17 protein-coding genes are annotated in these 14,798 nt (G+C 36.9%); 3 read left to right on the plus strand and 14 right to left on the minus strand.

The annotated features are described in order from the left end of the window. Positions 1 to 4: 4 nt before the first annotated feature. The 3 genes from lepA to gpr form a co-directional block, all read right to left on the minus strand. Positions 5 to 1,828 (minus strand): elongation factor 4, encoded by a 1,824-nt coding sequence (gene lepA / locus CER22_RS02920; RefSeq protein ID WP_001030960.1) that lies wholly within the window; start codon positions 1,826 to 1,828, stop codon positions 5 to 7. Positions 1,829 to 2,038: 210 nt separating this feature from the next. Next, the gene (locus CER22_RS02925; protein ID WP_002107663.1) at positions 2,039 to 2,404 is read right to left on the minus strand and encodes a YqxA family protein; all 366 of its coding nucleotides are present in this window, start codon (positions 2,402 to 2,404) and stop codon (positions 2,039 to 2,041) included. Further along, positions 2,401 to 3,504 (minus strand): GPR endopeptidase, encoded by a 1,104-nt coding sequence (gene gpr, locus CER22_RS02930; protein ID WP_000662625.1) that lies wholly within the window; start codon positions 3,502 to 3,504, stop codon positions 2,401 to 2,403. The genes CER22_RS02925 and gpr overlap by 4 nt, the downstream gene beginning before the upstream one ends. 181 nt (positions 3,505 to 3,685) lie before the next feature. Here gpr and rpsT point away from each other — a divergent pair, with 181 nt between their 5' ends. Continuing rightward, positions 3,686 to 3,943 carry a 30S ribosomal protein S20 gene (gene rpsT, locus CER22_RS02935; protein WP_001274014.1) on the plus strand — a complete coding sequence of 86 codons (258 nt, stop codon included), beginning with the start codon at positions 3,686 to 3,688 and terminating at the stop codon, positions 3,941 to 3,943. Positions 3,944 to 4,024: 81 nt separating this feature from the next. Here rpsT and holA read toward each other — a convergent pair whose 3' ends face one another. After that, positions 4,025 to 5,035 (minus strand): DNA polymerase III subunit delta, encoded by a 1,011-nt coding sequence (gene holA, locus CER22_RS02940; protein WP_001279932.1) that lies wholly within the window; start codon positions 5,033 to 5,035, stop codon positions 4,025 to 4,027. Between the two features lie 345 nt (positions 5,036 to 5,380). Between holA and CER22_RS02945 the strand changes: the two genes are divergently transcribed. Continuing rightward, positions 5,381 to 5,515, plus strand: coding sequence for a YqzM family protein (locus CER22_RS02945; protein ID WP_000997609.1), 135 nt, complete (start codon positions 5,381 to 5,383; stop codon positions 5,513 to 5,515). Between the two features lie 29 nt (positions 5,516 to 5,544). Here the strand turns inward: CER22_RS02945 and CER22_RS02950 are convergent, their stop codons facing one another. The 3 genes from CER22_RS02950 to CER22_RS02960 form a co-directional block, all read right to left on the minus strand. Then, positions 5,545 to 7,866, minus strand: coding sequence for a DNA internalization-related competence protein ComEC/Rec2 (locus CER22_RS02950; protein ID WP_088608159.1), 2,322 nt, complete (start codon positions 7,864 to 7,866; stop codon positions 5,545 to 5,547). A 13-nt stretch (positions 7,867 to 7,879) separates the two neighbouring features. After that, positions 7,880 to 8,437, minus strand: coding sequence for a ComE operon protein 2 (locus tag CER22_RS02955; protein ID WP_000439780.1), 558 nt, complete (start codon positions 8,435 to 8,437; stop codon positions 7,880 to 7,882). Between the two features lie 63 nt (positions 8,438 to 8,500). Further along, the gene (locus tag CER22_RS02960) at positions 8,501 to 9,100 is read right to left on the minus strand and encodes a helix-hairpin-helix domain-containing protein (protein ID WP_000989940.1); all 600 of its coding nucleotides are present in this window, start codon (positions 9,098 to 9,100) and stop codon (positions 8,501 to 8,503) included. 77 nt (positions 9,101 to 9,177) lie between these two features. Between CER22_RS02960 and comER the strand changes: the two genes are divergently transcribed. After that, the gene (gene comER / locus CER22_RS02965; RefSeq protein WP_001020561.1) at positions 9,178 to 10,005 is read left to right on the plus strand and encodes a late competence protein ComER; all 828 of its coding nucleotides are present in this window, start codon (positions 9,178 to 9,180) and stop codon (positions 10,003 to 10,005) included. 171 nt (positions 10,006 to 10,176) lie between these two features. Here the strand turns inward: comER and CER22_RS02970 are convergent, their stop codons facing one another. The 7 genes from CER22_RS02970 to yqeH form a co-directional block, all read right to left on the minus strand. Beyond that, positions 10,177 to 10,926, minus strand: coding sequence for a class I SAM-dependent methyltransferase (locus CER22_RS02970; RefSeq protein WP_000873071.1), 750 nt, complete (start codon positions 10,924 to 10,926; stop codon positions 10,177 to 10,179). Beyond that, positions 10,923 to 11,279 carry a ribosome silencing factor gene (rsfS, locus tag CER22_RS02975; protein WP_000653202.1) on the minus strand — a complete coding sequence of 119 codons (357 nt, stop codon included), beginning with the start codon at positions 11,277 to 11,279 and terminating at the stop codon, positions 10,923 to 10,925. The genes CER22_RS02970 and rsfS overlap by 4 nt, the downstream gene beginning before the upstream one ends. Beyond that, a complete protein-coding gene (gene yqeK / locus CER22_RS02980) occupies positions 11,276 to 11,845 on the minus strand; it encodes a bis(5'-nucleosyl)-tetraphosphatase (symmetrical) YqeK (protein ID WP_088608160.1) in 570 nt (189 codons plus the stop codon). Before yqeK ends, rsfS begins: the two co-directional genes overlap by 4 nt. Further along, positions 11,835 to 12,404, minus strand: coding sequence for a nicotinate-nucleotide adenylyltransferase (nadD, locus tag CER22_RS02985; protein ID WP_001226041.1), 570 nt, complete (start codon positions 12,402 to 12,404; stop codon positions 11,835 to 11,837). Before nadD ends, yqeK begins: the two co-directional genes overlap by 11 nt. A 130-nt stretch (positions 12,405 to 12,534) precedes the next feature. Next, positions 12,535 to 12,837 (minus strand): ribosome assembly RNA-binding protein YhbY, encoded by a 303-nt coding sequence (gene yhbY / locus CER22_RS02990; protein WP_000955225.1) that lies wholly within the window; start codon positions 12,835 to 12,837, stop codon positions 12,535 to 12,537. A 5-nt stretch (positions 12,838 to 12,842) separates the two neighbouring features. Continuing rightward, entirely contained in the window at positions 12,843 to 13,676 is an 834-nt protein-coding gene (aroE, locus tag CER22_RS02995; RefSeq protein WP_000812092.1) for a shikimate dehydrogenase, read from the minus strand. Positions 13,677 to 13,691: 15 nt separating this feature from the next. Next, a complete protein-coding gene (gene yqeH, locus CER22_RS03000) occupies positions 13,692 to 14,798 on the minus strand; it encodes a ribosome biogenesis GTPase YqeH (RefSeq protein WP_000140797.1) in 1,107 nt (368 codons plus the stop codon).

The following is a 14,798-nucleotide window of genomic DNA, read 5'->3' on the forward strand; positions in this document are numbered from 1 at the left end:
ATTATTAGTTGTCATCCATTTTCAGTACAGCCATGAATGCTTCTTGCGGTACTTCTACAGAACCAACAGACTTCATACGTTTTTTACCTTCTTTTTGCTTATCAAGAAGTTTACGCTTACGAGAAATGTCACCACCGTAACATTTCGCAAGTACGTTTTTACGCATTGCCTTAATTGTAGAACGTGCTACAACCTTGTTTCCGATAGTCGCCTGAATTGGTACTTCGAACTGTTGTCTTGGAATTAATTCTTTTAATTTCTCTACGATTACTTTACCACGATCATACGCTGAATCACGGTGTACGATAAATGATAGAGCATCGACTTGTTCGTTATTTAAAAGAATATCCATTTTCACAAGTTTCGATGGTTTGTAACCAATTAACTCGTAGTCAAACGATGCATATCCTTTCGTATTTGATTTCAACTGATCGAAGAAGTCATATACGATTTCTGATAACGGGATTTCGTATGTTAGTGTAACACGTGTTTCATCTAAATATTGCATATCAATAAACGTTCCACGTTTACCTTGGCAAATTTCCATTACAGCTCCAACATAGTCATTCGGAACCATAATTGAAGCCTTCACAAACGGCTCTTCTACACGATCAATAGACTGTGGATCTGGCATATTAGATGGATTATCAACAATAACATCTTCACCGTTCGTTAAATAAACTTTATAAATAACGCTTGGTGCTGTTGTAATTAAATCGATTTTAAATTCACGTTCAATACGTTCTTGAATGATTTCCATGTGAAGAAGTCCTAAGAAACCACAACGGAAACCAAATCCTAGCGCTTGAGATGTTTCTGGTTCAAACTCAAGAGCAGAATCGTTTAACTCTAATTTTTCTAACGCATCACGTAAGTCGTTGTAACGTGCAGAATCGATTGGATATAAACCACAGAATACCATCGGGTTTAATTTACGATAACCTGCTAACGCCTCTGCAGCCGGACGTTTTGCATGTGTGATCGTATCACCTACGCGTGTATCACCTACGTTTTTAATAGATGCTGCTAAGAAACCTACATCACCTACTGTTAACTCGTCACGTTGCGTTGTTTTCGGTGTAAACACACCTACTTCTGTTACTTCAAATTCTTTTCCAGTTGCCATCATACGTACTTTATCGCCAACTTTTACCGTTCCATTTACAACACGGATATATGCAATTACACCGCGGTACGGGTCATATAAAGAATCGAAAATCATACATTGTAAAGGCTCTTCTGAATCCCCTGTTGGAGCTGGTACCTTTTCAACGATTTGTTCTAAAATATCTTCAATACCAATACCAGCTTTCGCTGAAGCAAGTACAGCTTCCGATGCATCTAAACCAATTACATCTTCTACCTCTTGACGTACACGTTCTGGGTCCGCACTTGGTAAGTCGATCTTATTAATAACTGGTAATATTTCTAAATTATTATCAAGCGCTAAATATACGTTCGCTAATGTTTGCGCCTCAATCCCTTGTGCTGCATCCACAACAAGAATCGCACCTTCACAAGCCGCTAAACTACGAGATACTTCGTACGTAAAGTCGACGTGTCCTGGAGTATCGATTAAGTGAAGAATATACTCTTCACCGTCTTTCGCTTTATACGTTAGTTGTACTGCATTTAATTTAATTGTAATACCGCGCTCACGCTCTAAATCCATAGAGTCAAGCAATTGAGCTTTCATTTCACGTTGTGTTAACGCGTTTGTTTTCTCTAAAATACGGTCTGCTAACGTTGATTTTCCGTGGTCAATATGAGCAATGATAGAGAAATTACGGATTTTGGACTGTCTTTTTGCTCTTTCTTCTTTGTTCATCTATGTTCTCAACTCCTAATAGTCTCGCCAATATACACTAGCACTGATTATATCAATAGAGCAGCAAAGATTCAATGAAAACTCGTGCTGCTTACAATACAAATCATTCTATTTATATCTTATGCGAACAAACCATAAGAGACAAACCTTTTTCAAATTTAAAAACGGCTGTCGTACAAAATGGTAAGACAACCGTTCTTCCTGCTACCCTTAACTAAAAATCTCTCTCACTTTCCCAACAACTATATCCGTTCCGAACTTTGTTACTTCATAAGTAGCACTTGCTATTGCCATACCAATTCCTTCTACAACATTAAAGCTTTTCAAGCTTTCTAATTGTTTTTGTTTTTCAGCAACGGAAAACGAACTTCCCAAAATTTCTGATTCAGCACCCGCACCCTCTGTTCCTGTCATATGAGCGATTTGTTCATACGACATTTGCTGATAACCTTTCATACTTTTCAAACCATGATTAGCAAGTGCCACCCCTGCTATTATCATAAGTAAACATAAGGCCGCACTACATATACATAAAAGCGAAAAACGGCTTAAACGATTATCGTCTCTTCCCATCAATGTGTATATGCTCCTGTATTATCTTGGTCAATTTGATGATGCAAGGCTGCATTTAAACCACTCGCTATTACATTCGCCATATCCTCTATGAAAGCATCCACTTCTTTCGGAGTCACCATTAAATTATGACCAAGAGGAGATAACACTTCATAAATTAATTTTCTCTTCTCTTCATCTTCCAGTGTACCTACAGCACCTAAAAACATATTCCGACTCTTTTCATCCGGCATATCTTCTTCTGTTAATTTTTTCTTTTCTCCAAATGTAAAACCGGCTGGCAACAAAGAACGGGAAGGTTTGTTTCCTTCTTTCATCTCCCGTCCAAAATGTTTCAAAATAAAATCAATTGTATCGCTTGTAATCGAAACTGCATCAACCACAGTCGGAACACCAATGGCGATAACAGGAATACCCAATGTTTCTTTACTAAGTTCCTTACGCTTATTCCCAACACCCGATCCAGGATGAATTCCCGTATCAGAAATTTGTATCGTACTATTTACTCGTTCAATAGAGCGGGCAGCTAATGCATCAATTGCAATGACAAAGTCTGGCTTCGTCTTCTCAATGATTCCATAAATGACATCGCTCGTTTCGATTCCTGTAATTCCCATTACCCCCGGCCGAATTGCACTAACAGGCCTAAACCCTTCTTCTACACTTTCAGGCTGCAATTGAAACAAATGTCTCGTTACCAATACATTTTCTACAACGATTGGTCCAAGCGCATCTGGCGTTACATTCCAATTCCCAAGGCCAACAATTAAACAACTCGCTTCTTTCGTAACGCCAACCTCTTCTAAGAAATAAGAAAATTCTTTTGCAAAAATGCGCTCTACTTTTTGTTGCAGTTCCGTATCTTGTTGACGTATACCTTGTACTTCAAGCGTTAAATAACTCCCAGGTTTTTTACCCATCGATTCAGAGGCAATTTCATCAATCGTTACTTTTGTAATGGTAATACCTTCTTCTTCCCTCTCTTTGACAATAACTCCTTGTATCCCTTTTTGCTCTTCTTGACTCTCTTGCAGCATTTCATGTGCCTCTACAGCAAGGTCCGTTCTAACACTATATTTACTTAAATCTAATGGTTCTTTCATCGTATCTCCTCCGTAATTCATAGTAAATATCGTTAGATTTCCCAAAGTTATATAAGGTCATTCTTTCCTTTACGTGAAATTTCATTGATATACTATTGCAATTCTCTTCACCGTTTGATAGAATATCACTTGTTCTATGTTAAGAATCGAGTCATTCGATTGCACCAGGGAGGTGAAAAGTATGGCAAACATCAAATCTGCTATCAAACGCGCTAAACTTAGCGAAGAGCGTCGTTCACATAACGCTTCTATCAAGTCTGACATGCGTTCTGCTGTTAAAACTGTAGAAGCTTTAGTTACTAATAACGATCTTGAAAATGCTAAAGAAGCTTTCAAAACTGCTTCTAAAAAACTTGACAAAGCAGCTCGTAAAGGTCTTATCCACCAAAACGCTGCAGCTCGTCAAAAATCTCGCTTAGCGAAACAAGTAAACGCGTAAGGCGTTTAAAAAACGATCCATTTGGATCGTTTTTTTATATACAAAAAGTTCACGTGCTAAGCACGTGAACTTTTTGTTTCATCACATATGATTTAACCGCATTAAGAAAAACTCAAGCACAAGTTTCTTATCCATTTTTCCAGTCTTCATACTATAATCAGCTTCCGCTAATTCTATAATCACTTTTTTTAATTCTTCAAAAGAGAAAAACTTCGTTTGATTCATCGCTAACTTTACACGATATGGATGCACACCAATATGAGACGCAATTTGATTTTGTCCATAACCACGCTGCTGTAACTCTTTCACTTGATAGAGCAAGCGGAATTGACTTACTAATAACGCAAGCAGTTTAATTGGTTCCTCTTGCTGCGTAAATAATCCATCCAAAATTTGCATCGCACCCGCGATATCTTTTTTTACCACTTTTTCTGTCAAAGCAAACACATTTTGTTCAACCGATTTTGGCACAAGCTCCCCAACAAGTTTCGGTGTAATCTCTCCGCCCATACCGACGTATAACGTTAACTTGTCCATTTCCTTCGCCAACATTGTTACATTACTTCCCACAAGCTCTAACAACAAACTAACAGCTGCATTATCTATATGCACATGCACTTCATCTGCACGAGCAACAATCCACTTCTGAACATCCTGCACTTGCATCGCATTCGCTTCTACTACGTCCGCTGTTTTCTTTAATAGTTTTGTAATTTTTTTTCGTTCATCAAGTTTTTCGTAAGGCGCAACAAAAACAAGAATAGAAAATGGAGAAGGCTCTCCAATATATTCTTCTAAAATTTTTATATTTTGCTCTAATTTTTCTTTTTGTGAAGTTAAAAATAGTGGTGATTTTATTAATATCACTTTACGTTCCCCGAAAAAAGGAAGTGTACGTGCATCCTCAACCACATCTTCTAAATACGCTTCTTCTAAATCATATGTCACAACATTAAACTCGCGATCTTCCTCTTCAAGCGCTTCTGTTGTAATAAGCTTTATCGTTTCATTTATAAAAAACGCTTCCGTTCCATACAGTAAATACACTGGAGCAAACTGCTTCTTTTTAATCTTTTTATGTATATCACTCATACTTTTTCCTACTCCCTAACTTGGCAATATATATTTATACTAATGCCCTAGCTTTCGTTTTACAAGTACAAAGGAACAGGCTTTATGACCCGTTCCTTTATTTATATTAAACGCCACGCAATAAGCCCCGGGTTTCTTATTGGTGTGCGGTAATCACCTTCCCTTTATTATTCACAATAAAAATTCGAGTATAAGTGCCAACTGTTAACATGCTTGGAAACAAAAAACTCGCGTTCCTTAATGATCTAAAGTAGTAAAAACGCTCGATTTCTCTTCATATGGAAATTGTAGATTTTTTTCTGACAATATTTTATACTAAAGTGGAATGTTGGGGAGGGATTCTAAATGAATGATTTTGAACAGAACGTTCAAAGTAAACGCAATGACGCTATTGATTCAGGGGTAGGATTTATCGTCTCATTTGGTTTTTTCGCAACACTTTTCATCATTGCAACTGTTATTAAATTTATCGGTTCTTAAAGACTGCTGCTTACTGGCAGTCTTCTTTTTTATCTATCATGTGTTTCATCATATGTGATTTTGCTACGAAAGGTTCCGTGTTCCACTTTAAAAACATAGGAAATAGCGCCTTGCTTATCCGTACGCCATATTTCAATCCCCATCTTCTCCAAACGCTCTATCACTTCCTTATGAGGATGCCCATACCTATTACGCTCACCGACAGAAATAATCGCTACATCAGGCTGTACAGCGCTCAAAAAAGGCACTATAGATGACGTATTACTCCCATGATGAGCAACCTTTAAAACATCCGCCCGTAAATCTGGATACGTAGCTATTAAAAATTTCTCTCCTTCTTCTTCTAAATCACCTGTAAACAGCCACGTTGCCCCTCCTAATTTTGCCCACATTACAATTGAAGCATTATTTTCACTTCTCGCTTTTCCTGTTGGAGCTAACACAAAAAATTCCGCTTCATTTACGCTCCAACTCTCTCCTTCCCCCACTTCACTTATTTTCACTTCCTTTTCTAATGCCTGTTTCTTTAATACTTTTTCTAATACCGCATCTTGTTCTTTTCGGCCAAATACAACTTCTTTTACGGTTATATTTGATAATAACTCTTGCGCAGCACCTATATGATCCGCATCTCCATGCGTTACAATTAATTTATCAATTGTTTTAATCCCTTCCTTTTGTAAATAAGGGATTAAAATATCATTTCCAACAGAAAATTCATGCTTTTTCCGTTGCCATTCTTCCTTATTTGCACGCATTGTGCCACCGGTATCAATGAGGTAAATCTCTTTATCGTACGGGAGGCGAATTAAAATTGCGTCTCCCTGTCCAACATCAAGAAATGTAACACTCCCACTTTCTCGAAAATACGGATATACATAATGACATGTACAAACGAAAAGAAATATACCCGAAGCTACGAACATAATTTTCTTCGACACCCGCCTTTCCCAAACCATCAATATACTAACAATACTCGCGTAATATAGAGCTACAAGAAGTATAGATGTTTGCCCGAAAACAAGGCGGATAAACGGTAAATTTTCACAATAACTTAGAAAATCATTAGAAAGATTCAAACCTATTGATAGTACATTCGCAAGTCCTTTCGCAAGAAACGGGACGATCGGTATACATACCAAAACGATAATACTACACGGCAATACAATAAGAGATAAAAACGGAACGTATAGGATATTAAGAAAAATACTATATGGAGAAAAATAACCGAAGTGATATAACAAAATCGGAGTACTAACGAGTTGTGAAATAAAAGAAATATAAATGGAATTTCGGATTACTCCATTGCTACTATCTAGTAAAAGCGGGGCTGACAAAAGCAAGGCGAAACTACCAACGAACGAAAACTGAAAGCCAATATTAAAGACAAGATACGGATCAAATATAAGCATACATATAGCTGTAACACTTAAAGCATCTAAGCTAGATAAACGAATAGAACATATGAAAGCAATCAACATCAACACTCCTGTTATAGAAGCTCTTATAACAGACGGTGATGCTCCTGCTAAAATCATATATAGAGGAATGCAAAAGATAAGACATACTGTTGCTATCTCCCTCGTCACACCACTTCTTAGCAAAATAAAATACACAATTACCATTAACAATACGATATGCGATCCTGAAATCGCCAACAAATGTACAAGACCAAATTGCTGATATTGCTCTTCAACTTCAAATGTCATTTGTTGTCTATCACCAAATACTAATGCATTCATAAAAGCACCTGATTGCTCCGGAAACATTTCTGTAACGCCCGAGATTGCTTGCTGTCTCAAAAGAAGAATCCATTGCACGAGTGACAACGATGTTTTTTGGCATTCAGAAATATGTATAGCCTCCAATATGAAATGAATATTTTGCTTATACAAATAATCACGGTAATTAAAACCATGAAAGTTCCGAGCTATTGGTGGTTCTTTCCTCTCACCTTCGAATACACATGATACTCCTGCATGTAATTGTCGCAGTTGTTTCTTTTCCAAGGCCGATTTAATTTTGTAACTTAACTGCACTATATTTTTATTCTGATCTTCAACTTGAAATGTTAGGCGATCCCCGTTAATAAGAGGTGTATTTTGTATTAGCCCCCTTGTAACTTCGTAAGACTCTCCTAGAGGCTTGTTTTGCCCTTGAATATACGTAGTGTACATAGCGCCACTAAAACACGCTAACATACAAAAAAAGAAGGTTTTACGCGAAGTACGGTATAAACAATAGAAAACATACAAAACGAGACAACAAGTCAGCAATAAAACTGAAGTGGAAAAGGCAATTGCAATCCCTATGATAAATGAGATTGCAACATAACCCCATTGTCCATACAACTATACTCACTCCTTATAGCATCATTTTTGCTTTCGTGAATACATGCTGTAATTCTTCCATTGATAAGTTTTCTTTTTCTAAAGATGCAAATAGTTCTTTTAACTCCATATGACGCTTTTGATCCTCTAATGCTGCAATATTATATTCTAGCGGAACGTGTTTCACTGTCACATCCGCTTTTTCAAATAACTCTACGGCATATGGATGATTTTTATAATCCTGCGCATAATAAACTGCTGTAATACCACTTTGAATAATCGCCTTACAGCATTGTAAACAAGGGAAATGCGTAACATAAATTTCCGCTTCCTCCGTTTTCACACCGAATTTTGCACACTGTAATAAAGCATTCATTTCTGCGTGAATTGTACGAACACAATGATTATCAATAACGTAACATCCATCATCTATACAATGTACGCCACCTTTAATTGAACCATTATATCCACCAGCAATAATTCGTTTATCACGAACGATTGTCGCTCCTACTGCAAGCCTTGTACATGTACTACGTAAAGATAGCAGATGGCTTTGCGTCATAAAATATTGATCCCATGAAATTCGTTCCATATTTTTCACCTACTTTTTTGTCTACTTGTAGTGTAGCGAATGAAGAAAAACTTCGTCAATCTTTTACGGAATAATAATTTGATCTTTTATTCTTTCCAATGACTTCACACCGATCCCATCAATCTCCAACAAATCTTCTATTTTCTGAAAAGGACCATGTTCTTCTCGATATTTCAAAATACTTTCTGCTTTCCGAGAACCAATGCCTGTAATTTTTTCAAGTTGTTCTTTAGAAGCTGCATTTATTTGAACTTTCCCCTCCCCCTTTGCAATAGCAGCTACCTCTTGCACTTGTTCGTTTTCATTCGGTACATAAAGGATCATTTGGTCTTGTACCATTTGTGCTAAATTTACCTTCTTCCTATCTGCCTCAGGTAAAAAACCACCTGCCTTTTCAATAGCATCCTTGACCCGGTCCCCTTCTTTCATTTCATACACCCCCTCTTTAACAACAGCCCCTTTCATATCAATTACAATTATTTTTTTCTGCTGCTTTGTATCCGATATTTTCGGTTTACTTTTCTTCTCTAGCTCTTTCGCTTGAACATCCGTTGCAATGACCGTTCGCTCTGTATGCTGGTTCGTTTTCCAAAAAAGAAGAAAAAGTACAGTTCCAATAATAGCTACTAATCCTAACCATTTCTTTGGAAAATCCCACATCATTTTACACCTCTAATCATAAATTTATAACATCATTCATATTGTTTAGGAGAAAGCTGTTACGAAGGAGGGATGAAACATTGAACATAGGAATTATAGGGACAGGGAACATGGGGAATATACTAATCGACGCATTTTTAGAAACCCGTGCTGTCAAACCTTCGTGCCTTACAATGATTAATCGAACGCCCGCCAAAGCATATCATATAAAGGAAAAACACCCTTCTGTTCATATCGCCAAAACTATCGATGAGGTAATCGAACGATCACATCTTATTTTTATTTGCGTAAAGCCGATAGATATATACCCGATCCTACAAAAATACGCTGAACATTTTTCTGATGAAAAGTGCTTAGTTTCTATCACAAGTCCAATATCTCCGTCACAATTAGAGACGCTTGTACCTTGCCACATTGCACGTATCATTCCGAGCATTACAAACCGCGCCCTGTCTGGCGCATCACTATTTACATTTGGAAGTAAATGCTCTGAAGAGTGGCAACAAAAGCTATTTCGCCTATTCAAAAACATTTCTACTCCTCTTATGATAGAAGAAGATATAACGCGCGTTTCATCTGATATAGCAAGCTGCGGCCCTGCATTCTTTAGTTATTTATTACAATGTTTCATTAACGCTGCTGTAGATAAAACAAATATTACACATGAAGAAGCCACTACTTTAGTAAGTGAAATGGTCGTTGGAATGGGGAAACTACTTGAAAAAGAGATTTTCACATTGCCTACTTTACAAGAAAAAGTATGTGTTAAAGGCGGCGTTACAGGAGAAGGCATTCGTGTTTTAGAAGAACATGTTGGGGATATGTTTCATAAATTAATTGAGCGGACACACGAGAAATTTGATGAAGATTTAAAATGCGTCGATCAGCAATTCAATAAACACACATAATAAATACGTCATCGTCATTCCAAATCCTTTTTATAAATACTTACTTTTTTACATTACATTTTCACCTAAACTAGTATTTTCACACTTCACGTATATCATCTTCTTATTATGCTAGAACTAAAATTACAACTTCTTTACAAAACAAAAGCAACCTTCTCGGTTGCTTTTGTTTTATCCGTTTTTCTTCGCCATGAAGAAAATACGCTCTGTTTGTTCTGTAACTTCAAGTCGCTCAAAATCACCAGTGACGCGAAGCACGGTAAAACCAGCTTCTTCAAGCCATGTCGTTAACTCTTCGACCTGATATGCACGTTGCACGTGACATTCGTCAAAACGATGGTACACATCTTCTTCTGGGTCTTGAACAAAGAATGTTAAATCATGTTCTACACTATTTGATTCTTCACCAGGGAAGCAATTCCAAATAAGAGATATTTCTTCTCCATTCACTGTGTATGTTTCATTTTGAAATACATGATGTATTTTATATAAAGAATGTACATCAAATAAAAACAAACCATCTTGACGTAAATGGTGAAACACTCTTCGAAATGTTTCTTGCACTCCATCTTCTTGCAATACATAGTTTAATGAATCACAAAAGATCGTTACACAGTCAAACTCACCTGGAACGTCAAGCTCTCGCATGTCTTGTTGGTAAAAAGGAATAAAGTATCCTTCTCCGCCTAGTTTTTGCTGAGCGACCGTTAACATCTCTTCTGAAAGATCGACACCGATTAAATCGTAACCCTTTTGTACAAGCGGAAGTGTTACATTACCAGTACCGCATGCTACATCAAGAATCTTCGCCTCTTTCATATCCGCTTGCTGTAAACTTTCCTCTGTGAATTCCACCCATTTATCATAAGGAACATCATTCATTAGTTCGTCGTACAACAATGCAAATTGTTCGTATTTCATTGGTCTAGCTCGTCTGTAATATCCTCACGTGGCACATCGCCCCAAAGACGCTCTAAATTATAGTGATTACGCTCATCTTTATGGAATACATGAGCAACTACATCTCCAAGGTCAACTAGTACCCAGCGTGCTTCGTCAAAACCTTCCATACGTTGTACGTCGATTTCAAACTCATGTGCTTTTGATTTAATTTCACGCGCAATTGCTTGCACTTGCTTATCTGAGTTACCGTGACAAATAATGAAATAATCTGCAATTGGTGAAATACCTTGCATATTTAGGACAACCATATCTTCTGCTCTCTTATCATCAGCCGCTTTTGCTGCTAATACTAATAAATCTTTATCTTTCATTTACTAATTTCCTCCTTGATAACTGCGTTGTATGTTTGGAATGTTAATGGATAAATCGTTTGATTTTTTTCCATTAAAAATTGAATTGTTCGCTTTAACGCAAATAATAAAGCTTGATTTATATCCTTATATGCGAGTTTACGAGCTTCCTCCACCCCTGGAAACTTTCGCCCAGGCTCAATGTAATCAGCTACATAAATTACTTTATCTAACATCGTCATTTTCTCATGACCACTTGTATGATATGTAATAGCTTGCAGGATTTCAGAATCCGTAATGCCTACTTCTTTTTCTACTAAGTATGCCCCAACAGGTGCATGCCATAACTCTTTGTTATAACAAAGTAAATCTTTCGGCAAATCTTCACTTTTAATAATCTCTTCCATCTCAGAAATCGCTCTACACTTCGCATAATCATGGAATATAGCTGCAACTTCAGCCTTTTTTTCATCCACACCGTATAACTTAGCAAGTTCAATTGCTGTCTCCATTACACCTATTGTGTGTATATAACGTTTTTCATGCATTTGTTGTTTGACAATATGAAGTGCTTTCTCACGATTCATACAACCCATTCCTCTCGATATACACCTGTACTTTTTCGGGAAGTAAATATTTACATGTTCTCTTCTCTTTATATCTCTCACGCAATAAAGATGAAGAAACTGCAAACTCCGGAATTTCCACAGTGGTGATAGGATAAGGCGTACGCAATGTATAACCAGGTCTTGCAACCCCAACAAACGTCACAAGATCGAGTAACGCTTCAATGTTATACCACTTCGGTAAATACTCAACCATATCTCCACCAATAATAAAGTGAAACTGCACATCCGGATACTTCTTCGTCAATTGTAACATAGTGTCATACGTATAAGATGGGCCCTTTCTGCTTAGCTCTTCTAAACAAATAGAAAAATGTTCCTCCGCCTCAGTCGCAAGCTCTAACATTTGTAAGCGATTTTCTACACTTGTAATATTCCGTCCTTGTTTATGTGGTGGAATTTGGTTCGGTAAGAACCATACTTCTTCTAAATTCAAAGCGTGATATACTTCATTTGCAATTAGCAAATGCCCATAATGTGGCGGATCAAATGTACCGCCAATGATGCCAATTTTTCTCAAAAGAAACGCCCCTTCCTTTTACCTACAGTAACTCTCTTCATTCCTATCCGAAGAGAGTTCACTGTTAATAAAAGTTCAATTGGTTTCGCTCTCTACATCATTACGCACTAACGATAAAAAATAGCATATGCTATTCTTTTGATCGCGGAAGTTTAATTTGTTTATTTTCTCTAGATTCTTTGTATAAAACGATTGTACTTCCAATTACTTGAACGATTTCAGCACGTGCGCCTTTTGCAAGTTCTTCTGCAACTTCACGACGATCGAATTCACAGTTTTGTAGCACACTTACTTTAAATAGTTCACGAACTTCTAAAGTATCTGCGATTTGTTTAATCATATTTTCATTTACTCCGCCTTTTCCTACTTGAAAAATTGGTGTTAAATGATGTGCTTGTGCACGTAAAAATCTTTTTTGTTTTCCTGTTAACATATATGTTAGCCTCCAAGCTTTCTTATAACTAATTGTTTCATTCTATCGATATTCGGTACACGCCCTGTCCACATTTCAAATGCAAGTGCACCTTGATAGACAAACATATCAATACCATTTTGAATCATTGCACCTTGCTCTTTTGCCTCACATAAAATTTTCGTTTCAAATGGATTATAAATTATATCTGATACAATCGTCCCTTTTTTTAACGAAGAAATTTGTAATGGCGTATATTCGACGCGTGGATGCATACCTATTGTTGTCGTCTGAATGATAATATCATAATTTCCTTGTTCTTCTGTTGCTTTTTCTAGCGATAAAGCAACAGAATTAACAGTAGCCGTACATGCAGCAATAAGTTCTTTCGCCTTATCTGCTGTACGATTAGCTACATCAATCTCTTTCACACCTACATCAGCAAGAGAAAAATAAATAGCTCGACTAGCACCACCTGCGCCAAGCAATAAAATACGTTTCTCCTGAAGTGGTTCACTACTAATTGACTGCAGCGCTCGGACAAAACCAATTCCATCTGTATTGTAGCCAATCAATTTTCCATCCTTATGAACCACTGTATTTACTGCACCAATTTGTTTTGCTAGCGGGTCAATCTCATCCAAATAATCCATAATAGCAACTTTGTGCGGCGTTGTTACATTAAATCCTGAAATACCTAATGCTTTTAAACCTCTTACTGCTTCCCCTAGCACTTCCTCTTTAACAAGAAATGCATGATAATGGGCATCCATATTCAAGTGTTCAAATGCATCGTTATGCATAACTGGCGATAATGAATGTCCAATTGGATTTCCGATTACACCATATAATTGTTTCATAAATCCCTCTCCATATTAAATTAAAGATTTACGTAGCGAAACACTTACTCCTTTTGGTACGTGTGCAACAATTTTTGCTCCCGATTCGTTTACCGTAACCCATCCTAACCCAGAGAATACAACATCCGTTTTTGGTTCACGAATATTAAATTCGTATTTCACTAACTCTGGCATATTTTCTAATTCTTCTGGTGTTGGCGGGCTTAGTAAATCCCCAGCATGATTTTTATACAATTCATCTGCTTTCTCAAGCTTTGTACGATGGATTGTTAAACGATTCGAGAAGTGACAAGTAAATGCACGACGACCACCACTTACATAATCAAAACGTGCCAATCCACTGAAGAATAGTGTTTGTTCTTCATTTAATTGGAACACCATTGGCTTAATTTCTTTTGTTGGTGTAATAAGCTTTAAGCTTTCTTTTCCAACATAATGAGCCATTTGATGGTGGTTAATAATACCTGGCGTATCATATAAAGAAGATTCTTCGTCTAACGGAATATCAATTAAATCAAGTGTTGTTCCTGGGAAATGAGATGTTGTAATTACATTTTCAGTCTCATCACTAAATTCTTTAATCATACGATTAATAAATGTTGATTTTCCTACATTCGTACATCCAACAACGTAAACATCTTTTCCGCCGCGGTAATACTCAATAGCATCTGCCAACTCAGCAATCCCTTGTCCCTTTGCTGCACTAATTAAAAAGACATCTTCTGGCTTTAATCCTAGCTGCTTTGCACTATAGCGCATCCAATGCTTTACTTTATCATGTTTTACTGACTTAGGAATTAAATCAGCTTTATTTCCAACAAGTAATACTTTATTATTTCCCACGAAACGATGTAGGCCAGGTAACCAGCTACCATTAAAATCAAAAATATCTACAATTTTAACTACTAACGCATCCGATTTTCCAATTCCATTTAGAATACGTAGGAAGTCATCATCTGTTAATGATACATCTTGAATTTCGTTATAATGTTTCAAGCGAAAACAGCGTTGACAAATTACTTGTTCTTTCTCTAAAGATGAGGTAGGAGCATATCCCACTTCGTTTTTATCTTCTGTTTGAATTTCTACACCGCAACCAATACACTTAATTGTTTCAGTCAA

It is taken from the genome of Bacillus sp. K2I17 (assembly GCF_002209985.1).
In the GTDB taxonomy this organism is placed as follows: domain Bacteria; phylum Bacillota; class Bacilli; order Bacillales; family Bacillaceae_G; genus Bacillus_A; species Bacillus_A wiedmannii.

Excerpts from the sequence above, each read along its gene's own strand:
- CER22_RS02955 (WP_000439780.1), bottom strand. The coding sequence starts at position 8,437 with ATGGAACGAATTTCATGGGATCAATATTTTATGACGCAAAGCCATCTG.
- aroE (WP_000812092.1), bottom strand. The coding sequence starts at position 13,676 with ATGAAACAATTATATGGTGTAATCGGAAATCCAATTGGACATTCATTA.
- rsfS (WP_000653202.1), bottom strand. The coding sequence starts at position 11,279 with ATGAAAGATAAAGATTTATTAGTATTAGCAGCAAAAGCGGCTGATGAT.
- yhbY (WP_000955225.1), bottom strand. The coding sequence starts at position 12,837 with ATGTTAACAGGAAAACAAAAAAGATTTTTACGTGCACAAGCACATCAT.
- CER22_RS02970 (WP_000873071.1), bottom strand. The coding sequence starts at position 10,926 with ATGAAATACGAACAATTTGCATTGTTGTACGACGAACTAATGAATGAT.
- gpr (WP_000662625.1), bottom strand. The coding sequence starts at position 3,504 with ATGAAAGAACCATTAGATTTAAGTAAATATAGTGTTAGAACGGACCTT.
- yqeK (WP_088608160.1), bottom strand. The coding sequence starts at position 11,845 with ATGAATCGTGAGAAAGCACTTCATATTGTCAAACAACAAATGCATGAA.
- lepA (WP_001030960.1), bottom strand. The coding sequence starts at position 1,828 with ATGAACAAAGAAGAAAGAGCAAAAAGACAGTCCAAAATCCGTAATTTC.
- rpsT (WP_001274014.1), top strand. The coding sequence starts at position 3,686 with ATGGCAAACATCAAATCTGCTATCAAACGCGCTAAACTTAGCGAAGAG.
- holA (WP_001279932.1), bottom strand. The coding sequence starts at position 5,035 with ATGAGTGATATACATAAAAAGATTAAAAAGAAGCAGTTTGCTCCAGTG.
- CER22_RS02960 (WP_000989940.1), bottom strand. The coding sequence starts at position 9,100 with ATGATGTGGGATTTTCCAAAGAAATGGTTAGGATTAGTAGCTATTATT.
- CER22_RS02945 (WP_000997609.1), top strand. The coding sequence starts at position 5,381 with ATGAATGATTTTGAACAGAACGTTCAAAGTAAACGCAATGACGCTATT.